Source organism: Corynebacterium sp. HMSC058E07, assembly GCF_001809885.1.
Taxonomy (GTDB): domain Bacteria; phylum Actinomycetota; class Actinomycetes; order Mycobacteriales; family Mycobacteriaceae; genus Corynebacterium; species Corynebacterium macclintockiae.
In genome coordinates, this window is the sequence record NZ_KV799275.1 from 327034 (window position 1) to 348306 (window position 21273).

The window sequence follows — 21273 nt, forward strand, 5'->3', positions numbered from 1 at the left end:
CTACCCTCGATCCTTTCCCTCGAGCCACTGCCGGTGCGCAGTAGCCACGTTCTTGTAACTGTAGCGGTGATACGGGGTGCCACCGTGCAGACTCACCGCGTCCATGTGAGCCTTGGTGCCATAACCCTTGTGACTAGCCAAACCATACCCCGGGAATTCCTCGTCGAGCGTTCGCAACACTCGATCCCTGGAAACCTTTGCCAGCACGCTTGCCGCGCTGATGCACTTGGCCATCTGGTCGCCCTTCACCACAGGCAGGTGAGGCATAGGCAGGCCGGGAACCTTGACCGCGTCCGTCAGCACGTAGCCGGGCTGCACCTCCAGCGCCGCCACTGCCCGTCGCATGCCGGACACGTTGGCGTGCTGAATACCAAAGCGGTCGATGTCTTCGGCGCTGATGTGGATAATCGAATAGGCAACGGCGACGTCCCGGATGACGTCGTAGAGGCGCTCGCGGGTCTTCTCCGTCAGCTTCTTGGAATCGGTCAGGCGGTCTAGCCCCGTGTTCCCCAACTCCGCGGGCAGAATGCAGGCAGCGATCGAGATCGGCCCGCAGCACGCCCCGCGCCCGGCCTCGTCCACTCCGGCGACAGGCCCCAGTCCCGCGGCGATGAGCTCACTTTCCATCGAGCCTGGGATCTAGCCCTGGATCGGCAGGGAATCCACGCCGCCGATGCGGCTGAACGGCAGCAGGATGGACTCGACCTCGCCGACGATGTTCTCCTCCGGGATCGTGCCCTGGTACTCGTCGCCCATGTGCGCGCGGGAATCCAGCGAGTTCGTACGGTTATCGCCCATCACCCACACGGAGTTTTCCGGCACGGTCACCGGCCCGAAGTAGTCACCCTGGCACTCCTTGGAGCCCGTGGTGGGGTCGATCGGGTTGACCGGCGGGTTCATTGTGTAGGAATCGTCGACCTTCTTGCCGTTGACCATGATGCCCGGGTCACCTTCCTGGCACTGCACGGTCTGGCCGCCGGTGGCGATTACGCGCTTGACCAGGGTGTTCTCGTCCGGTGCAATGATGCCGATCGTGGCGCCGAGGTTCTGCAGGCCACGCATCACGCCGTTGGAGCTGCGACGGGAAACGTATTCCTCATTCCACGATTCCGTGCCGACGAAGACGATCACGTCGCCCGGCTCCGGGCTCTTGTCCCCGCGGTAAGCCAGCTTGTTCACGAAGATGCGGTCGGGCGTGCAGCCGTGGCAGCCGTGCAGGGTGGGTTCCATCGACTCGGAAGGAATCAGGTACATGCGCCCAACGAAGTTGTTGAAGGCGCCGAGCACCAGCATCGTAATCAAGATGATGATCGGCATCTCTACCCACCATGGGTAGGTCTTCTTCTGTTTCTTTTTTGGTGACGCCCCCTCCTCCGGCTGTGCCTCGCCTTGCGGCGCACCGTTGACGTAATCCGTTTCGGGGCGCTTGTCGGGGTTTGCGTTGGGGTCGTTCGAATCCTGTCGATGAGTCACAAGGAATCAGGATACCAGTGCCCTCAACAGCAAAAAACCCAGCCACACGAGTGTGACTGGGTTGGTACCGCTTCGGGGTGAAGGGTTAGCGGCGCTCCTTGATGCGGGCTGCCTTACCGCGACGATCACGCAGGTAGTACAGCTTCGCACGGCGGACCTTACCGCGGGACAGAACGTCGATGTGGTCGATGTTCGGGGAGTGAACCGGGAAGGTACGCTCCACACCAATGCCGAAGGAGATCTTGCGGATGGTGAAGGTCTCACGGATGCCGGAGTTCTGGCGACGGATCACAACGCCACGGAAAACCTGCAGACGGGACTTGGAGCCCTCGATAACCTTGACGTGGACGTCCAGGGTATCGCCGGGACGGAACTCTGGAATGTCGTCGCGCAGCTGAGCTGCATCGACCTTATCTAGAATGTGCATGGATGAAATCCTTTTGCTCGTCTGGATAGAGGATCCTCGCGGCTTTTCGCGTGGCGCGCGCCTACGGGTTCGTACCCACAACAGAAATTAACTTGAGTAGTATGCCACCGACTAGCGGTTATTACCAAATCCCGCGTTCTTCAGCGCGGCGGCCATGCTGCCCTGGGGCGCCTGGTTTCGGGAGCTGGGTTTCTTCCTAGGGTTGCGCTTCTGCCCCGCCCCCTTCTGCGGCTTGGGCTGGCCGTTGGGTTCGTCCTGCAGGCGTAGCGACAGGCCGATGCGGTTGCGGGGAATATCCACGTCGACGACCCGCACCTTCACAACCTCGCCGGAGCTGACCACGTCGTGCGGGTCCTTGACGAAGTTGTTGCTCATGGCGGAGACGTGGACCAGGCCGTCCTGGTGCACTCCGATGTCGACGAAGGCACCGAAGGCGGCGACATTCGTCACGGTGCCTTCCAGCACCATGCCGGGTGTGAGGTCCTTGATGGTCTCAATCCCCTCGGCGAGCGTAGCCGTCTTGAACGTCGGGCGCGGGTCACGCCCCGGCTTGTCCAGCTCAGCCAGCACGTCCGTGACCGTGGGGATACCGAACGTATCGTCGGCGAAGTCCCCGGCCCGCAGCTTGCTCAACACGGCGGTGTTCCCCACCAGTTGGGCAACCTCCACTCCGGTGGATTCCACGATGCGGCGCACCAGTGGGTAGGCCTCCGGGTGTACGGCGGAGCCGTCCAGCGGATCGGCCGCGCCATTGATGCGCAGGAAGCCCGCGGCCTGTTCGAAGGCCTTCGGCCCCAGGCGCGGCACCTTCAGCAGCTCCTTGCGGGACTTAAATGCGCCGTTTTCGTCGCGATAGGCCACGATGTTTTCCGCCAGTGTCGGGGTAACGCCCGCCACCCGGTTCAGCAAGGATGCACTAGCCAGGTTCACGTCCACACCCACGGAATTCACCGCGTCTTCGACCACGCTATCCAGGCCAGCGGCCAGCAAGGTCTGGTTCACGTCGTGCTGGTACTGTCCCACGCCGATGGACTTCGGGTCGATCTTGACCAGCTCCGCCAACGGATCCTGCAGGCGGCGGGCGATGGAGACCGCACCGCGCAGCGAGACATCCATGTCCGGAAATTCCTGGGCCGCCACTTCGGAGGCCGAGTACACAGAGGCGCCCGCCTCGGAGATAACAACCGTCTGCGGCTTGGTTCCCTCGGCTAGACCGGCGATCTCCTTCGCCAGCTTCTCGGTTTCGCGGCTGGCCGTGCCGTTACCGACCGCCAGCAGCTCCACGCCGTGCTTATTCACCAACGCGCTGAGGATTGCCCGCGCCTTATCCCACTGGCCGGAGTGCGGGTAGACCACCACCGTGTCCAGCACCTTGCCGGTGCCGTCCACCACGGCGCACTTCACGCCGTTGCGGTACCCCGGGTCCAGGCCCAACGTTGCCCGGTGACCAGCGGGGGCGGCCAGCAGTAGGTCTTTGAGGTTTTTAGAGAACACACTCACGGCGGCCTCATCGGCCTTTTCCTTCAGGCGCATGCGCACATCCACCGCGGAGCTGACGGCCAGCTTGGTGCGCCAGCCGAAGCGCACGCATTCGGCGCGGAACTTGTCCGCGTCGTCCCCCTGCGGCTGCAGTCCAGTCCGGTCGGCGATGATGCCCTGGTAGAACTCGTCGTCCTCCCCTGGCGCGAAGTTCACGCGCAGAACGCCCTCGTTCTCTCCGCGCAGCAGCGCCAGGATGCGGTGGCTCGGCAGATCCTCAAAGGATTCGTCGAACTCGAAGTAATCGCGGTACTTCTGCCCCTGTTCTTCCTGCCCTTCGATCACCGCGGATTCCGCGCGGCCGCGGCGGAAGTATTCCTCGCGGATCTCCCCCACCAGATCTGCGTCGGTGGAAATGTCCTCGACCACGATGGCACGGGCGCCGGCCATCACGGCGGCGGCGTCCACAAACCCTTCCTGGACGTAGTCCTCCGCCGCATCGGGGCTGCCACCGGCGAGCAGCTTGTCAACCAGCTCGCCCAGACCGGCCTCGCGGGCGATGGCGGCCTTGGTGCGGCGAGACTTCTTGAACGGTAGGTAAAGATCCTCGAGGCGCGCCTTCGTATCCACGGCCATGATCTTCTGCCGCAGCTCGTCGGTCAGCTTTCCCTGCTCATCGATGCTCTTCAGGATCGCTTCCTTGCGGGCGGCGAGCTCGCGCAGGTAGTTGAGGCGCTGCTCTAACTGACGCAGCTGGCCGTCGTCCATACCGCCGGTGATTTCCTTGCGGTAGCGGGCGATGAAAGGCACGGTAGCCCCATCGTCCAGCAGGTCGATGGTGGCCTGAACCCGGGGCGTATCTACTCCGAGTTCACGGGCAATGATGCTAGCGATGCTATCTGTCATTCCCCACATTCTAGAGGGGCTACTGCTTGCCGAAATCCTCGCCCCACTCGGGAGCAACACCAGTGAATTCCGTTGCAGGCATTCCAGGTGGCGGTCGGCAACCAACCACCTGGCGTTGAAAGCCTTAGCCCTTAAACCAACCAGTCACGGCAGGGGCGATGTTGGTGTAGACGTGCTTGTACTCTTGGTACTCAGCCAACCCGGTGGGGCCGAGTTCGCGACCGTTACCGGATTGCTTCATTCCTCCCCACTCCGCCTGCGGCAAGTAGGGGTGGAAGTCGTTGATCCAAATGGTGCCGTGACGCAGCTTGCGCGTAACCCGTTCTGCCTTTCCGGCGTCCGAGGTCCACACGGCGCCGGCCAGGCCGTATTCCGTGTCGTTGGCGATCGCCACGGCCTCTTCCTCGGAGGTAAAGGTCTCGATCGTCACGGTCGGGCCGAAGGCCTCGTCGTGGACGCAGTCCATCTCCTTGGTGCAGCCGTCGATGACGGTCGGCAGGTAGAACGCGCCATTGGTCAGATCAGTGTTGCCCGTGGAGTGGGAGCCCTCGTTGTCCTCAGCCGTTGGAATACGACCGCCGCAGAGGATTTTCGCCCCCTGCTCGCGTGCGTGGTCGACGTAGGCGGCGACCTTGTCACGGTGATCGGCGGAAATCAGGGCGCCGGTCTCGGCGGCCTCGTCCAGCGGGCCACCGATCTTAATCTGCTCGGCCTTGGCCACCAGCGCCTCGACGAACTTGTCGTGGATGGATTCCTCCACCACGATGCGGGAGCCCGCGGAGCACACCTGACCGGAGTGGACGAACGCGCCGTTGAGCGCGTTATCCACGGCAGCGTCGAAGTCTGCGTCTGCAAAGATGACGTTCGGGTTCTTGCCACCCAGCTCCAGGGCCACGCGCTTGACGGTCTCCGCCGCATTGCGGGCGATCAGCTTGCCGGTGACAAGACCGCCGGTGAAGCTGACCATGTCCACGTCCGGACTCTGCGACAGCGGGTTACCGCAGTTCGCGCCTGCGCCGGTGATCAGGTTGGCCACGCCGGCCGGCAGGCCCAGCTCATCCAGGATGCTCATTAGCAGCATGGCGGTGTGCGGGGTCAGCTCTGCCTGCTTCAGCACAAAGGAGTTACCGGCGGCCAGAGCGGGAGCCACCTTCCAGGCCACCTGCAGCAGCGGGTAGTTCCACGGGGTGATCAGGCCGCAGACGCCAACCGGTTCGGCGTCAATACGGGACCGCACATTCGCGTCACCCGGATCGACCACACGACCGGCCTCGTGCTGGACCAACGTGCCGAAGTACTCGAAGGAGTTGGCAATGTCCTCCATGTCGATCTCGGACTCCACCAGGCGTTTGCCGGTATCGGCGGATTCTGCGCGGGCGAACACGTCCTTGTTCTCGCGGATCTTGGCCGCCACCTGCAGCAGCAGCTTTCCGCGCTCGACGGCGGGTACGTCGGCCCAAACGCCGGAGTCGAAGGAAGCGCGGGCCGCGGCAATGGCCTTTTCCGTGTCCACGTCGGAGGCCTCGGAGACCTCACCGACCGTGGTGTTGTCGGCGGGGTTGATGATCGTGCGGGTCTCGCCGGCTTCGGCTGGCACCCACTGGCCGTTGATGAACAGCGAAGCGGGGGCGCCAGAGTTCTTGTGCACTCCGGCCAGCAGCTCGCAGGTGGTTGGGTCGAACAGTGCATTGTTCATAGTTGGGTTTCTCGCTTTCTTGGGGTTCTTCAGGGCGGGAATGTCGGGCTAGTCCTCGATCCAGGTGCGCACCGGATCCGCACCGTCGGACATGTCCGAAGTTCCCGGAAGGTCGCGCTGCATGTGCAGGAACTCCAGGTGGCGCTCGTACAGGTCCAGGACGTTATCGATCAGCTGCTCGGTGGTGTAACCGTAAATGTCGTAGCCCAGGGAGCCGGTGTTGTCGAACACCTCGAGTCGGTAGTAGTTCTCCTCGTTGCTGGTGCTGCGGGTGAAGCTCGGCACCGGATGCTCCATGGGGTAGATCTGGTAGCGGAAGTCTTGCTCTTCGCCCAGGTGGAGGGTCAGATCCAGCTGGTTCACCGGCAGGTTCGGCACCTTGGCGGCCACCAACGTAGTTTCGATCCCCTCTGCCTTTAACTCGCGAGCGACGGATTCCAGCGCGGGTTGGGCGACGTTCTGCAGGTACTCGTTTGCCTTGTCTTGGCTCGGCCAGGTGGAGGCGCGCGACAGGCGCTTGCGCCAGGTCTGCTTGTCTCCCCCACCACTGGAACGTCCGGACATTGCGGCGTGCAGAGACACCCCGCGCGCTTCGGCCGCGTAGTTCTCCAATCGCAGCGAACGCCACAGACCAAACATGATCAGGTAGATCACGATGGTGAACGGTAGGCCCATCACGATCGTCGCGGACTGTACTGTTTCGACGCCATTAATTTGCAGCATGACCAACGTCAGCACACCGACCAGCACGGCCCAGAAGATGCGCGACCACTTGGCTCCGTCCTGGCGGGAATCCTCAATCTTGGAGGTGAAGTTGGCGGTCACCAGCGCGCCGGAGTCGGCGGAAGTGATGTACAGCAGCAGGCCGATCAGCGTGGACAGGACGATCAGCACGGTGCCGCCGTTCATGTCCTGCAGTAGGGCATAGAAGCCCTGCTCTGGGTTTTCCATAGTGCTGTTGGCGAAGTCATCGTCGCCACCGATCACGCGCTTCAGGGCGGTGTTACCGAACAGGCTCATCCACAGCAGGATGAAGAGGAAAGGAATGGTCAGCACGCCGACCACGAACTGGCGAAGGGTGCGTCCGCGGGAAATGCGGGCCAGGAATAGGCCGACGAACGGAGCCCAGGCCACCCACCAAGCCCAGAAGAACAGCGTCCACGCGCCCATCCAGGCCTTGGTGGATTCCGGATCCTCGGAGAAAGCAAACGTATCCATCGTCATGCCCGGGAAGGAAGACACGTAGTCTCCGATGTTCATGACGAGGGCGTCAAGAAGAAAAGCAGTCTGGCCCGTAACCGTGACGTAGATGACCAGCCCGATGGCCAGCAACACGTTAATCTCACTCAGGCGCTTAATACCCTTGTCCACGCCGGAGACAGCGGACAGAGTGGCAATGCCAACGGCGAAGACAATCAGGCCGGACTGTACGGCCACGCCTTCCTCCCATCCGAAGATTAGGTGCAGACCATAGGTCAGCTGCACCACGCCAATGCCCAGGGAGGCTGCGATACCGAAGACGGTTCCCAGCACTGCGGCGACGTCCACCGCACCGCCGATTGGGCCATGGATACGCTTGCCGATCAGCGGGTACAGAGCGCTACGGATGGCCAGGGGCATGTTCAGTCGGTAGGCGTAGTAACCAAAGGCCATACCCATCAGCGCGTACAGAGCCCAGCCGGTGATGCCGTAGTGGAACAGCGCCCACACGACGGCCTGCTCGGCAGCCTCGCGGGACTGCCCATCCCCCACCGGAGGCGCCATGTACTGAGTCACCGGCTCGGCGACGGCGAAGAACATGAGGTCTACGCCGATACCAGCTGCGAAGAGCATCGCCGACCAAGAGAACAGTCGGAACTGCGGGCGGGAATGATCCGGACCGAGGCGGATGGAGCCGGACTTCGAGAACGCGACGACCAGGACGAAGATCACGGCAACGGTTGCGGTAACGATGTAGAACCAGCCGAGGTTGGTGGAAATCCAACCTGTAACGGAAAACAGCGAATCCTTTGCCTGCTCGCGGCCGAAGAATGCGTACAAGGCGACGATCAGAATACCGACCGCCGAGATAGCGAAAACAGGCCAGTTGGGCTTCGGGGGCGTGACTTCGCCCGGCGAATAGCTGTCGCGGTCGTTAACATCGAAAGAGCCGACGATGACGCGCGGGGTGGCGCCGGTCGATTCGGCACCGTCGGCAGATGCCCGCCGGTGGCCGTTTTCGGAATTTGTCATGTAATTCTCCTCAAGTACTTCCCGCCAAAGGGAGTTCATTTTCTAAGAAATACAATTGTCTAGAGTACACAGGTATTACTAGGAAGTCAGCACATCCCCTCACATAGGTGCTTTATCTACCTCACTAGCGAGGTGCATTAATCATGCTTCCGACCTGCTACCTAGCGAAGCGATAAATAAATGTGGCATACTGTTCAACGACCAATCATTTAACTAGGAGGCAAGTGAATAGATGGGTTTCATCGACAAGCTGATTCCAGGTAAGAAGAACGACACCGCTGGCCAGGTAATCGAGGACCGCCGGCGCGACGTCGTCATCGTCGGTGGCGGTTCCGCCGGTTCGGTGATGGCCAACCGACTGTCCGAAGATTCCACCAAGGACGTCATGGTGCTGGAGGCAGGCCGCCCGGACTCCCTCTGGGACCTCTTCATCCACATGCCGGCCGCTTTCTCCTTCCCCATCGGCGACAAGCACTACGACTGGAAGTACGAATCCGAGCCGGAGCCGGAGATGAACGGTCGTCGCATCTACCACGCTCGCGGCAAGGTGCTGGGTGGTTCCTCCTCCATCAACGGCATGATCTTCCAGCGCGGCAACCCCATGGACTACGACAAGTGGGGCAACCTGCCGGGCATGTCCAACTGGGGCTGGAGCCACGTCCTGCCCTACTTCAACAAGATGGAAACCGCCCTGGGCGCCGACGCAAACGACCCGCGCCGCGGCCACAACGGCCCGCTGAAGCTGACCCGCGGTCCGGCTACCAGCCCGCTGTTCCAGGCCTTCTTCAAGTCCGTCCAGCAGGCCGGCTACAACCTGACCAACGACGTTAACGGCTACCGCCAGGAGGGCTTCGCCCCCTTCGACCGCAACATCTTCGGCGGCAAGCGCCTGTCCGCGGCCCGCGCATACCTGCACCCGGTGAAGGACCGCAAGAACCTGGACGTCCGCACCCGCGCATTCACCACCCAGGTCCTGATCGAAGACGGCAAGGCCGTGGGCGTGGAGTACGAATGGAAGGGCCAGACCCACCGCGTATTCGCGGACAAGGTCATCCTTTCCGGTGGCGCCTTCAACACCCCGCAGCTGCTGGAGCTGTCCGGCATCGGTGACCGCGAGGTGCTGGAAAAGGCGGGCGTCGAGGTCAAGAAGCACCTGCCCGGCGTTGGCAACAACCTGCAGGACCACCTCGAGGTCTACGTGCAGTACAACTGCACCCAGCCGGTGAGCTCCCAGCCGTACTACAAGATGATCAACCGCCCGTTCATCGGCCTGCAGTGGCTGCTGACCCGCCGCGGACCGGTTGCTTCCTCCCACTTCGAGGCCGGTGGCTTCGCCCGTTCCAACGACGACGAGGCCTACCCGAACCTGATGTTCCACTTCCTGCCGATGGCGATTCGCTACGACGGCTCCCAGCCGGAGGGCGAGCACGGCTTCCAGTTCCACGTCGGCCCGATGTACTCCGACACCCTGGGCCACGTGCACATCAAGTCCAACGACCCGAAGGAAAAGCCGGAGATCCTGTTCAACTACCTGGCTACCGACCAGGATCGCCGCGAGTGGGTCGAGGCTGTCCGCACCTCCCGCAAGCTGCTGGATACCCCGGCGATGAAGGAATTCACCGACGGCGAGATCTCCCCCGGCGCTGCCGTGCAGACCGATGAGGAGATTCTGGAGTGGGTCCGCAACGATGCGGAGACCGCACTGCACCCGTCCTGCACCGCCAAGATGGGCCCCGCCGATGACGAGATGGCGGTTGTCGACCCGGAGACCATGCAGGTCCACGGCGTTGAGGGCCTGTACATCGCCGACGCTTCCGTCATGCCGATCATCACCAACGGCAACATCTACGCCCCGGTAATCATGCTGGCGGAGAAGGCTGCCGACCTGATCAAGGGCGAAAAGCCCCTGGATCCGATCGACATCCCCTTCTACCGCGCAAAGCAGGGCATGCCGCTGTACGCAGAAGGCGAAGAGGTCCGCGATCACGTCAACGCCATCCCGGGCGCTGACCACTAAATGCGGCTAGGGCTCTAAACCGTCCAGATACGCCCGATCTGCCTCGGATAGCTCCACGCTATCCAGCAGGTCAGGGCGTATTTTTTTAGTTCTAGCCAGGGATTGTTCCCGGCGCCACTGCGCAATCTTGGCGTGGTTGCCGCTAAACAGCACGTCGGGCACGTCCAGCCCGCGCCATTGCCGGGGGCGCGTATAGCTGGGGCCTTCCAGCAGCCCGTCCTGGAAGGAATCCTCCTGGTGGCTGGCCTGGTTGCCCAGCACGCCGGGGATCAGCCGCACCATCGCCTCGGCCATCACCAGCACCGCGACCTCGCCGCCGATCAGCACGTAATCGCCGATACTGACTTCCTCCACCCGGTAGCGGTTCTGCGCGTCGTCGACCACGCGCTGGTCGATACCCTCGTAGCGGCCGCAGGCGAATACGACGTGCTTTTCCCTGCTCCATCGCTCCGCCATGTCTTGGGTGAAAGGCTTTCCTGCCGGTGTGGGCACGATCAACAGCGGTTTTTGGACGCCACCCGCTTCCTCCCCTGCCGTCTCAGCCTTCCCCTCGGGTGCTGCGGGCAGCAGGTTGCGCTTGTGTTCCGCCGAGCTTTCCAGGTCGGCAGAGGCAGCCACCGGCCCGGTGCCGGCCGCGACGTCGTCGAGGGCAGGCCCCCAGACCTCGGGCTTCATCACCATGCCGGGACCGCCGCCACAGGGTGTGGAATCCACAGACTGGTGCACGTCGCTGGTCCAGTCGCGCAGGTTATGCACGCCGACGCTGAGGATCCCCTGTTCGATGGCCTTGCCCAGCAGGGCGTGGCGCAGGGGCTCGAGGTATTCGGGGAAGATCGTTACTACGTCCAGGCGCACGGCTAGCTCAGCTCCAAAAGCCCCTCAGGCGGGGTGAGTACTAGTACTTCTTCTTCCAGGTCCACCACGGGGACAATTTCGTGACGGAAGGGAACGAGTACTTCCTTTCCAGCCGTTGGTAGCTGGGATTCGGCGTCGATAAGAATAACCAGCAACTGCCCGGCCGGGGTGCGCTCGACGGCGACGACCTGGCCGACCAGATCGCCGAGTTGGATCTCGTCGCCCTCGAGATCCGTGTCGGGAGCCAACAGGTAGGCGGTGAGGCCTTCGAGTTCGTGGTCGTAGTAGCCGTCGTCGTCCTCGTCGTGCACCGGGGCGGCGAAGAATCGCACGCCACGCAGGGACTCGGCGGCGGTGCGGTCGGTGATTTCTTCGAAGGTGACCAACAGGCGGCCTTGGTGCGGGCGGTAGGAACGCACCGTCAGGGAAAGCTCCTTGCCCGCCTGCTTGCCTTTCAGCACCTCACCTGCGGCGAAGCGCTGCTCCGGGATGTCGGTGGTCGCGTCGACGACAACCTCGCCGCGTACGCCGTGGGGCTTGATAACCCGTCCGATCTGCAACTCCATAGGCTAGATGACACCCTGGGCCAGCATTGCGTCCGCTACCTTGCGGAAGCCGGCGATGTTGGCGCCGATGATGTAATCGTTTTCCTTGTCGTATTCCTTGGCCGTGACGTCGCAGGACTTGAAGATGTTGCGCATGATGTCGCGCAGGCGCTTGTCCGTGTAGTCGAAGGACCAGGAATCGCGGGAGGCGTTCTGCTGCATCTCCAGCGCGGAGGTAGCCACACCGCCGGCGTTGGCAGCCTTGCCCGGGGCGAAGAAGATCTTGCGCTTGCGGAAGACCTCGATGGCCTCCGGGGTGCAGGGCATGTTCGCGCCTTCGGCGACGTAGCGGCAGCCGTTGTCGGCCAGCGTCTTCGCTGCCTCGCCGTCCAGCTCGTTCTGGGTGGCGCACGGCAGAGCCACGTCGGCCTCGACCTCCCAGATATTGCCACCCGCGTGGTAGGTCACGCCGTCGGTCTCCTTGGCGTAGTCGGACAGGCGGGCGCGGCGCACCTCCTTAACGTCCTTCAGCAGTTCGATATCCACGCCCTCCGGAGTGTGCACATAACCCGAGGAGTCGGACATAGCCACAACGGTTGCGCCAAGCTCCTGAGCCTTCTGAGCCGCGTAAATGGCGACGTTGCCGGAGCCGGAGACGATCACCTTGGCGCCGTCGAAGCGGTCGCCGTGGGCAGCCATCATCTCCTGGGTGAAGTACACGGTGCCGTAGCCGGTGGCCTCGGTGCGAACCAGCGAGCCGCCCCAGGTCAGACCCTTTCCGGTGAGCACACCGGACTCGTGGCGGTTGGTCATGCGGCGGTACTGGCCGAACAGGTAGCCAATCTCGCGGCCCCCCACGCCGATGTCGCCGGCGGGAACGTCCACTTCCTCGCCGATGTGGTTGTGCAGCTCCGTCATAAAGGACTGGCAGAAGGACATGATCTCCCGGTTCGACTTACCCTTCGGGTCGAAGTCGGAGCCGCCCTTGCCTCCGCCGATCGGCAGACCGGTCAGGGAGTTCTTGAAGATCTGCTCGAAGCCGAGGAACTTGATGATGCCCAGGTTGACGGATGGGTGGAAGCGCAGGCCGCCCTTGTACGGGCCGAGCACGGAGTTGAACTGCACGCGGAAGCCACGGTTCACGCGCACCTCGCCCTCGTCCGTGATCCACGGCACGCGGAAGATCACCTGTCGTTCTGGCTCGCACATGCGCTCGATGAGGGCATAGTCTGCGTAGTGCTCGTCCTTCTTCAGCACGTACGTCAGGCTGTCCAGCACCTCTGCGACAGCCTGGTGGAACTCGGGTTCACCGGCATTGCGCTGAATAATCTGCTGGTAGTATCCGCTGACGGTTTCTTCGACGTTCATAAAAATGTGCCTTCTTCGCTTCTTGCATAGAATCCGCGATCGGCATTCAGCCGATCTGTGATGACAGTCATTCACTCTACTCCTCGTGGTGGACAACACCTTTATGGTGGTGGCTCGGGGGCGGGACACACTAACCCCAAACGCAAATGGCCTCAAACGCAACTAACCCCAGGCAAGGTGCGAACACCTGTCCTGGGGTTAGTGGAGTAAGTAGTGAAAACTACCAGCAGATTTTACTCTGCGGACTCAGCCTCAGCCTCGCCCTCAGCAGCCTCAGCCTTCTCGGCCTCCTCAGCTTCCTTGGCAGCAGCCTCTTCAGCAGCGGCAGCCTCAGCAGCGGCCTTAGCCTCTGCCTCTTCCTTGGCCTTGCGCTTCTTCTCGGTGATAGCCTCTGCGGTCGGGCCATCGGCAGCCTCAGCCAGAGCCTCGTTGAACAGATCCAGCTTGGACTTCTTCTCCTCGGCCACCTTCAGGGTGCCCTCGGCGCCCTCGATGCCCTTGAACTTCTGCCAATCACCGGTGATCTTCAGCAGAGCCAGAACCGGCTCGGTCGGCTGTGCACCGACGCCCAGCCAGTACTGTGCGCGCTCGGAGTCGATCTGGATCAGGGACGGCTCCTGGGTCGGCTGGTAGATACCCAGGTTCTCGATTACCTTGCCGGAACGCTTGGTGCGAGCATCCTGAACGACGACGCGGTACTCCGGGGTACGGATCTTACCCAGGCGCTGCAGCTTAATCTTGACGGCCATGTGTTGGCTCCTTTTCTTTGAGTTGGTCACTGGGCAGTTCAGACGCTCCGAGAAAAAACTTTTGCAAAAATTTTCCCTGCTCGGAGCCGGTTCAGCCCTTGGTATTTTTGCTGCGCGTGACCACCGGCCGACCGTGGTCGGGGACGGTGTTACACAGACAACCTGGATAAGTGTAGTGGCCGGTACCTGCGTTAACCAAATCCCCCTTCCTAGCGCCCCTTCACCTCCCGTCGCTTCCAACCGAGCCCGGCAAATTCGCGACGATCGCCCGCAACGTAGTGCGCGACGAGCTTCAGAGCCTCGTCGAGGTGCTTGGTCTTGCGCTGATAATTTTCGATCTGCCCAAAGTCGTGCCCCCAACTGACGAGGAAGCCGGTGCGGAACCTACCGCTGTCGTTGTAGACGCGGATATAATCGCCCTCAACCTGCGAGTCGAGCACCTGGATGAAATCTCCGGTCGCCGGCAGCCTCACGGCCTGCAGTTCGTGCAGGTTGTCAGCCCCCAGCGGAACGGGTTCAAAAAGGTTCGACTGCATCTCGAAACGCTCCAATTCCGCCGTTAGCATCTGCGACTGACCAAAACTGTCCCAGCTCACTGAACCGAGAAGCTGCGTTGGCGACTGAACAAAAATTTTGAAAGCATCGCTGACCTGCCCACCCGACAAATCATGCGCATCATTCTTCATCCCACCGGGCAATTCGTACGATAGGCAGTAGCCTCGCTTATCGGTTTCGATAACCATCAGAAACTCTTGGAAGTCTTCGTCCGCCACACCAGGTCCCGTGTGAATACGGTTGCACACAACTACCTTTTCATCGTCGGCGATTCTCTGTATAGCTTGCGCAAAAGCGGCACTGGACGGCTGCATCCAAGATTTACTAGTGAAGCTATCGGTTCCCTTCATCATGAGGCAGATATTCGACGAGTCTGTGGCAGTCCATGCAAAGTTCAGTAGCACGTGGTTTCCGTTCACCACCATGGAAATACCGTGAGCCACTGCGATGTTAGACATCTGCGTCAATGTATCTAAAAGCCCGGCGCGATCCACCCATACGCTCGTTAGAGCCTGAGCTTCGACAGCGCCACCAGCCGAACTCGTAAACTGCAAACCAGCCGAACGCGCTTCCAGCAAAGCTCCGACAAAACCACGCATCTGTTCAGAGGCGGCGTGGTTGTTCTGCGCAAGCCAGTGCTGGAAGTGCACAACGGTCGTATCCGCCCACGGTTCGGCGCGCTGCGGCAGCATCAGGAAGCTCACCTCCGCCATCCCTCGGGGTGCCCAGCGCTCTTCCAGCGATGGGATAAAAGCTTTGAAGACATCATTAACTTCGGCCACGTCAGCAGCTACGTACCAGCGGGCAAACTCCACTACCCCCTGGCCGCTGGTGAATGTGCGGGTCGCAACAAACCCGTTGTCCCGGCTTAAGGCAGCGAGCCATTGGCCCGTGCGAGTCTGGCCAAATAGTAAGCGCTCACCATTCTTGTCCTGCAGCGGCATCATGGTTCCCCGCGGCAGTTCGAGCACAGCCTCAAACCTGCGCAGTGGCATCGCCGCTCGCTGCACCAGAGTTACATTCTCTGACGTGGTCTTTGCTTCACTCTCTTGCCACGGGAGATGCTCAAGGTATGGGCTACGATCCGCGAACGCGAGCAGCAACTCTCGTGCTTCTTCGTAGTTACTGGCACGAAACTCGAGGTTCTTTTTATGGACGCCGAGCGCAGTCTCCGCAAACTGCCATGTCATCAGCCAGCTGCCGTCCGCTTCAAGTGTGGAGGACAATGTGTCGCTTGGCCGGATAAAGTTCCGTCCGATCCCCACCTTTAGCCATACGTCGGTCGGATGACGGGGGCGCAGAGCATCCTCAAAGGCTAGGTCCAAGGTTCTGCCGGAGACTTCGCGCCAAAAACTTCCGAGCGAGTTCGTCAATCTGGCTCCACTGCCGACCTGCATATCGGAGCCGACGCCGTTCGCGAGTAGACCTCTATCGTCATCGAAGACGAGAGCATGGTGCTTCATTGCGATCTGACAGATGCCCCGAATCCGTTCCGTATCGACCGGATCTACGAGGATCTTCACCCGTTGCTGTGGCACATACTTCTGCTTCAAAAAGCCTTCGAGATCCCGGCATACGTCCTCCATCCCTGGAGGCGGAACGTCCAGATCCGGCTGCTCTTGGGCATAAAACTCGTGGACAAGCTCGTGGTGGCTTGTGTGTGTCTGAGTTTTAGGGAAGTGAACGTACAACGGGGTGTGCGCCCTCTTCGGCTCTACCTTAATTCGCCTTCTATCCAGCGAAGTCCAGTTGTCGCCGACGAATGACTGGTAGATCTCGGTGGCCGCGTCCATATCGCTGGCGTATACGTTGCCGCGTTCGGTTCCGCCGCGGTTGTAGCCCCATTTGGTAATGACCCACCCGGGGTTGTCGGCAGGTTCGATCCGGAGGAAATCTCCGGGGGTGCGCACGTCCGTTATCTCGATCCAGCCGCCAGCTTCTTCGGACGCAAACTCCCTTAGTGCCTTTTTGAACAGGCGGTCGTCCAAGGAGGTGGATTTTCGAGTGTGGGTGCTGATCTCGAACGGCAGCTCCTCAGGGCCAAGCGAATAACCAAGCCTAGAGTCCCAGTGAATGAACTCGTCAAGCTGTAGCGGTTCGTAGGCTACCTGCTGGATAAGGTCGAGGGTTTGTCCTTGCGACAGCGACGTAGCTTCCCGTGTGGTCCGGCTCCGCCATTGCTCATGGAAGAAACTGCCGGATTCGTAGGCCGTGATGGTGAAGCGGTCGTGCTCTTGGCTGTTCGGTTCGACGATGAGAATTTGTCGGCACCTGGGGTGATCTTCGGACGTGTAGGTTAGCCGGAGTTGCCAGTTCGAATAGTTCAGCACCATCGCTTCCAATAGCACCTGAGGCGTGGCGACTTCCCACCGATTTCGGCACTGGCCGGACTCAAAAAGTTCTGCTGTGCTGCGCCACTGCCCTTCTCGGCGCCGCCCAGACGAATTGAACAGCACCTCACTGTTGTCAACAACTAAAGAAACGCCGTGCCGCATCGCCACTGCAGTTAGCAGGTCGAAGGCACGGTTGGATTCCTTTCGCGGGATCTTGATTTTAATCTGCCCGCGCTCTGCATTGTGTGGGTCGATGACATCGAACCACGAAGCGAAGTCCCGGTTTATCTTCTGGAAAAAATTTTCCACAGAGCCGACCGCTGCAAAGTTATGGCTCATCGCACACAGGTGCATTCTGCACACCGAGGAGTTGGTCCACGGCTCGTCGCGCTCCGGAAGCACCACGGCGCTCACGGTATGCGCCAGTGGCGCAGGGATTTCGGCGGTCTCCGGGAAGTAGTCGAGAACCTTCCCCCTCTCCTTGCAGGTATAGGCCTCCGCGATCTCCAGCAAGGTATCGGGGCTTTCAAAATTTTTTTCAACCCCTTCGTAAGGCGATCGCTTCAAGGAAGCACGCCACTGCCCTTCCTGATCTCTACCCAGCTCCAGAGCACCTTCAACCTGGTCGTGCAGGCGCAGCGGAACGCGTGGAGGAAGCTCGCGGAATGCCCCGAGCCGGCGCAGCCTGTACTGCGAACGTTGGCTGAGATCGCAGGTCTTGATGCTGGTTTCCGCGACAGGCGCGTTTCCGTGGCGCTGAGGATCCTGCCAGTAGTGATGAAGAGTTGTCGGGCAGCGATCGGCGAAGGCGAGGAGCTGAGCTCGCGCCTCCTCATACTTCACCGCCTGGCGCCACTGAACATCGAAGATCTCATTGGTGGATCTTGCCCACACCACCTTGATCTCCCCGCTATCCAGCAGGTGAAAACGCATCGAGTGCCCGAACTCGTCGGGACGCGGATCGTACGTGGTGATGCGCACCCACACCCCCTCGCTAACGGGTGCGCGCAAAGCATCCGCAAACGCCCAGTCAATTGTGCGTTCACTGACCTGAGCCCACGCAGTGCCCAGGGAGTTCGTCACATAGAACTCTGGAGCGATTGCCCCACTGATGCCGCTGGCGTCAACAAAAAGATCCGACGTACCAAAGTACGCAGAAACACGGTGCTTTATCGCAGCACGCCGAACGTCGTTCACTGCGAAAGGATTATCGGTGTCTACCGAGGCGCTGATCAGACGGCGAGGCGGAAAATCCGCCTCCAGGATTCCCCCGAGTTCCTGGGCAAAGTCTTCCATTTCTGGATCCGGCGTGCCACGCAATTCGTCGAGATCCGCATCCCGCAACAACGTGGCCTGAGTTTCAGCGTTGTTCAGAAAGCGTGGCTCGGGCCGGACGAAATGAAACTCGAATTCCATATCGCCCAAGCTACAGCGGTTCGCCTGGATTTACAGGGCGAAGCCAGACGCTACTTCTTGGGGAGGTTCATCTTCGACAGGTCGATGCCCTCGAACCCCGGGGGAAGCTGCTCCTGCATCTTCTCCAGGTCCTTCATGCTGGGCATTCCGCCGCCCATGCCCGGCATCCCCGGCATTCCCGGCCTGCCGCCGCCCATGCCCTTGCGCATGTTCTTGCGGTTCTTATTCTTGGCGTTCTTGCCCTTCTTGCCCTTGCGGTGGTTCTTCTGCTTCTTGGTCGCGGAGCGCCCACCCAGGCCGAACTGGCCGGCCATCTTGCCCATCATCTTCTTGGCCTCGAAGAATCGCTCGACCAGCTTGTTGACGTCAGAGACGCTAACGCCGGAGCCGTTGGCGATGCGCTTGCGACGCGAGGCATTAAGGATCTTCGGATCCTTGCGCTCCGCCGGGGTCATGCCGCGGATGATGGCCTGAATGCGGTCGAGCTCCTTTTCATCCACCATGTCGGCCATCTTCGACATCTGGGAGCCGCCGGGCATCATCTTCAGGATGTTGCCCAAGGGACCCATCTTGCGGACCATTAGCATTTGTTCGAGGAAGTCCTCCAGCGTCAGCTCGCCGGAGGCCATGCGCATGGCGGAGTCTTCGGCCTTTTCGGCGTCCAGAACCTGCTCGGCCTGCTCGATCAAGGTCAGCACGTCACCCATGCCGAGGATGCGGTTGGCCATGCGATCCGGGTGGAAGATGTCGAAGTCTTCCTGCTTCTCGCCAGTGGAGGCGAACAGGATCGGCTTGCCGGTGACCTCACGGATCGACAGGGCGGCACCACCGCGGGCGTCACCATCCAGCTTCGTCAGGACCACACCGGTGAAATCCACGCCATCGCGGAACGCCTCGGCCGTAGTAACGGCATCCTGGCCGATCATGGCGTCAATAACAAAGAGCACCTCGTCGGGCTCCACCGCATCGCGAATGTTGCGCGCCTGGCGCATGAGCTCCTCGTCGATACCCAGGCGACCTGCGGTATCGATGATGACGATGTCGTGCTGGCTGCGGTAAGCCTCTTCGATACCGCGCTGCGCAACGTCGACGGGATCGCCGTGGCTGGTGCCCATCTCGTGATCGTGGGAATCCAGGCTGGTGCCCGGGTCCGGGGCGAAGGTCTTCACCCCGGCGCGCTCGCCGACGATCTGCAACTGCTGCACCGCGCCGGGGCGCTGCAGGTCACAGGCCACCAGCATCGGGGTGTGACCCTTCTTGGCCAGGTGCAGGGCCAGCTTGCCGGCCAGGGTCGTCTTACCAGCACCCTGCAGACCGGCCAGCATGATGACCGTCGGCGGGTGCTTGGCCAGGTTCAGGCGACGGGTCTCGCCACCCAGGATCTCCTTGAGTTCCTCGTTGACGATCTTGATGACCTGCTGGGCGGGGTTGAGTGCCTCGGATACCTCTGCCCCGGCGGCGCGTTCCTTGATGCGCTTGATGAAGGCGCGCACCACCGGGAGGGAAACATCGGCCTCCAACAGCGCAAGGCGGATCTCGCGTGCGGTGGCATTGATATCAGCCTCGGACAACTTGCCCTTGCCACGAAGTCCCTTCATGGCATTTTGCAAGCGGTCTGACAAAGACTCAAACACTAGTGAGTGCTCCCTTGTAGGTGTCGAAGGATGGCTTTTAACTCCCCCAGCTTAGCCAGTAGGCAGTAAAACAGTCACATTCCGGCCTCTACTCGGGCAGCGGGTCAGCTATCCCAGCAGTGCGTCGACGAAGCTTTCAACCTCGAACGGCGCCAGGTCATCCGCACCTTCGCCGAGGCCCACCATCTTCACCGGAACGCCGAGTTCCTCCTGGACCTGGAAGACGATGCCGCCCTTGGCAGTACCGTCCAGCTTGGTGAGCACCACGCCGGTGATGTCCACAACTTCGCGGAACGTGCGCGCCTGCATAAGGCCGTTCTGGCCGACGGTCGCATCCAGCACCAGCAGCACCTCGTCGACCTTGGCCTTCTTCTCCACGACGCGCTTGACCTTGCCCAGCTGATCCATCAGGCCCACGCTGGTGTGCAGTCGGCCGGCGGTATCGACCAGAACGACGTCCACGCCTGCCTCGACGCCCTTCGCCACCGCGTCGAAGGCTACGGAGGCGGGATCCGCACCCTCGGCGCCGCGTACTGTTTCTGCCCCTACTCGACGCCCCCACGTCTCCAACTGGTCAGCCGCAGCTGCGCGGAACGTATCGGCCGCGCCCAGCAAAACCTTGTGCCCCATGCCGATGAGCACACGGGACAGCTTGCCGGTGGTGGTGGTCTTGCCAGTTCCGTTGACGCCCACCACCATGATCACGGCCGGCTTGCCCTCGTAGGGCATGGCCTTGATCGAGCGATCCATGTCGGGCTTGCAGGCATCAATCAGAGCCTCGCGGAGCATGCCACGGGCTTCTTCCTCGCTGGACACACCGTTGACGGCGATGCGCTCGCGCAGGTCCTCGACCACCTTCAGTGTGGTTGGGGTGCCCAGGTCAGCCATGAGGAGGGTGTCTTCGATCTCCTCCCACGCGTCCTCGTCGAGGTCACCGGCGCTGAGGATGCCCAGCACGCCGCGGCCGATGACGTTCTGCGACTTGGACATGCGTCCGCGCAACTTGCCCAGGCGACCCTGGACGGGTGCGATCTCCTCGCGCTGCTCGGCTGGAGCTGGCTCTGGAATCGGCTCTGGAATCGGCTCTGGTTCAGGCTCTGGGGCTGGTTCAGGCTCTGGGGCTGGCTCGGGCTCTGGTTCCGGTTCAGCGACGGGCGCCGGGGTGGGCACTGCCTTCGGAGCCTCGGGCTCAGGAGTGGCCTCCGGCTCTGGGGTTAGTTCCGGCCCTGGGGTTGGTTCCGGTTCTGGGGTTGGCTCGGGCTCTGGAGTTGGCTCGGGGGCTGGCGCGGTCTGCTTCAGCTCCTGGTCGGGGCGCAGTTCCGGCTGCTTCTCTGGCTGCTTCTCGGCGACGGCTGCACCGGCGCCACCACCGGCGGTGAAATTGAATCCACCCTGCGCCTGGTAATCGCCACTACTGGGCTTCTTCTGCTCAATCTCTTCCTTCTTCTCGAAGGAGATCTGCTTGGCCTTCTTCCGGCGCAAACCTAGGACAACCAGGAGCGCCACGATGATGGCCAGAATCAATAGTCCAATGAGGACCCACATCAAAACACTATTCATGACCTCCAGTGAATCAGAACTTTGCACA

At 61.6% G+C, this 21273-nt stretch carries 14 protein-coding genes; 1 reads left to right on the plus strand and 13 read right to left on the minus strand.

Features of this window, described 5'->3' with window-relative positions:
- From HMPREF2678_RS06950 to betT, 6 genes are all read right to left on the minus strand, one after another.
- Window positions 1-627: a ribonuclease HII gene (locus HMPREF2678_RS06950; protein WP_070551562.1), complete on the minus strand. Its 627-nt coding sequence runs from the start codon at window positions 625-627 to the stop codon at window positions 1-3.
- A 12-nt stretch (window positions 628-639) separates the two neighbouring features.
- Window positions 640-1473, minus strand: a complete 834-nt coding sequence (gene lepB / locus HMPREF2678_RS06955; protein WP_034970500.1) for a signal peptidase I — start codon at window positions 1471-1473, stop codon at window positions 640-642.
- Window positions 1474-1558: 85 nt separating this feature from the next.
- On the minus strand, window positions 1559-1900 hold the full coding sequence (gene rplS / locus HMPREF2678_RS06960; protein ID WP_034976072.1) for a 50S ribosomal protein L19: 342 nt from the start codon (window positions 1898-1900) through the stop codon (window positions 1559-1561).
- A gap of 111 nt (window positions 1901-2011) precedes the next feature.
- Complete coding sequence (locus HMPREF2678_RS06965) at window positions 2012-4285, minus strand: Tex family protein (protein ID WP_070551563.1); 2274 nt, start codon at window positions 4283-4285, stop codon at window positions 2012-2014.
- A 124-nt stretch (window positions 4286-4409) separates the two neighbouring features.
- Window positions 4410-5981, minus strand: a complete 1572-nt coding sequence (locus tag HMPREF2678_RS06970) for an aldehyde dehydrogenase family protein (protein WP_070551564.1) — start codon at window positions 5979-5981, stop codon at window positions 4410-4412.
- Window positions 5982-6029: 48 nt separating this feature from the next.
- On the minus strand, window positions 6030-8213 hold the full coding sequence (gene betT, locus HMPREF2678_RS06975) for a choline BCCT transporter BetT (RefSeq protein WP_237743952.1): 2184 nt from the start codon (window positions 8211-8213) through the stop codon (window positions 6030-6032).
- A gap of 232 nt (window positions 8214-8445) precedes the next feature.
- Between betT and betA the strand changes: the two genes are divergently transcribed.
- Window positions 8446-10230, plus strand: coding sequence for a choline dehydrogenase (gene betA, locus HMPREF2678_RS06980; protein ID WP_034976079.1), 1785 nt, complete (start codon window positions 8446-8448; stop codon window positions 10228-10230).
- A gap of 6 nt (window positions 10231-10236) precedes the next feature.
- Here betA and trmD read toward each other — a convergent pair whose 3' ends face one another.
- The 7 genes from trmD to ftsY all read right to left on the minus strand — a co-directional run bounded on the left by trmD (window position 10237) and on the right by ftsY (window position 21245).
- The gene (gene trmD / locus HMPREF2678_RS06985) at window positions 10237-11085 is read right to left on the minus strand and encodes a tRNA (guanosine(37)-N1)-methyltransferase TrmD (RefSeq protein ID WP_035008288.1); all 849 of its coding nucleotides are present in this window, start codon (window positions 11083-11085) and stop codon (window positions 10237-10239) included.
- A gap of 2 nt (window positions 11086-11087) precedes the next feature.
- Complete coding sequence (gene rimM / locus HMPREF2678_RS06990; RefSeq protein ID WP_035008289.1) at window positions 11088-11651, minus strand: ribosome maturation factor RimM; 564 nt, start codon at window positions 11649-11651, stop codon at window positions 11088-11090.
- 3 nt (window positions 11652-11654) lie between these two features.
- Window positions 11655-12998 carry an NADP-specific glutamate dehydrogenase gene (gene gdhA / locus HMPREF2678_RS06995; protein ID WP_034970723.1) on the minus strand — a complete coding sequence of 448 codons (1344 nt, stop codon included), beginning with the start codon at window positions 12996-12998 and terminating at the stop codon, window positions 11655-11657.
- Window positions 12999-13231: 233 nt separating this feature from the next.
- The gene (rpsP, locus tag HMPREF2678_RS07000) at window positions 13232-13747 is read right to left on the minus strand and encodes a 30S ribosomal protein S16 (RefSeq protein WP_034976085.1); all 516 of its coding nucleotides are present in this window, start codon (window positions 13745-13747) and stop codon (window positions 13232-13234) included.
- 209 nt (window positions 13748-13956) lie between these two features.
- Complete coding sequence (locus HMPREF2678_RS07005) at window positions 13957-18051, minus strand: hypothetical protein (RefSeq protein WP_070551567.1); 4095 nt, start codon at window positions 18049-18051, stop codon at window positions 13957-13959.
- A gap of 50 nt (window positions 18052-18101) precedes the next feature.
- Entirely contained in the window at window positions 18102-19685 is a 1584-nt protein-coding gene (gene ffh / locus HMPREF2678_RS07010; protein WP_070551569.1) for a signal recognition particle protein, read from the minus strand.
- Window positions 19686-19793: 108 nt separating this feature from the next.
- A complete protein-coding gene (gene ftsY / locus HMPREF2678_RS07015) occupies window positions 19794-21245 on the minus strand; it encodes a signal recognition particle-docking protein FtsY (protein WP_070551575.1) in 1452 nt (483 codons plus the stop codon).
- Window positions 21246-21273: the final 28 nt, after the last annotated feature.

Coding starts and splice junctions, on each gene's coding strand:
- HMPREF2678_RS06950 (WP_070551562.1), bottom strand. CDS start 627: ATGGAAAGTGAGCTCATCGCCGCGGGACTGGGGCCTGTCGCCGGAGTG.
- rplS (WP_034976072.1), bottom strand. CDS start 1,900: ATGCACATTCTAGATAAGGTCGATGCAGCTCAGCTGCGCGACGACATT.
- HMPREF2678_RS06965 (WP_070551563.1), bottom strand. CDS start 4,285: ATGACAGATAGCATCGCTAGCATCATTGCCCGTGAACTCGGAGTAGAT.
- HMPREF2678_RS06970 (WP_070551564.1), bottom strand. CDS start 5,981: ATGAACAATGCACTGTTCGACCCAACCACCTGCGAGCTGCTGGCCGGA.
- betT (WP_237743952.1), bottom strand. CDS start 8,213: ATGACAAATTCCGAAAACGGCCACCGGCGGGCATCTGCCGACGGTGCC.
- betA (WP_034976079.1), top strand. CDS start 8,446: ATGGGTTTCATCGACAAGCTGATTCCAGGTAAGAAGAACGACACCGCT.
- rimM (WP_035008289.1), bottom strand. CDS start 11,651: ATGGAGTTGCAGATCGGACGGGTTATCAAGCCCCACGGCGTACGCGGC.
- gdhA (WP_034970723.1), bottom strand. CDS start 12,998: ATGAACGTCGAAGAAACCGTCAGCGGATACTACCAGCAGATTATTCAG.
- rpsP (WP_034976085.1), bottom strand. CDS start 13,747: ATGGCCGTCAAGATTAAGCTGCAGCGCCTGGGTAAGATCCGTACCCCG.
- HMPREF2678_RS07005 (WP_070551567.1), bottom strand. CDS start 18,051: ATGGAATTCGAGTTTCATTTCGTCCGGCCCGAGCCACGCTTTCTGAAC.
- ftsY (WP_070551575.1), bottom strand. CDS start 21,245: ATGAATAGTGTTTTGATGTGGGTCCTCATTGGACTATTGATTCTGGCC.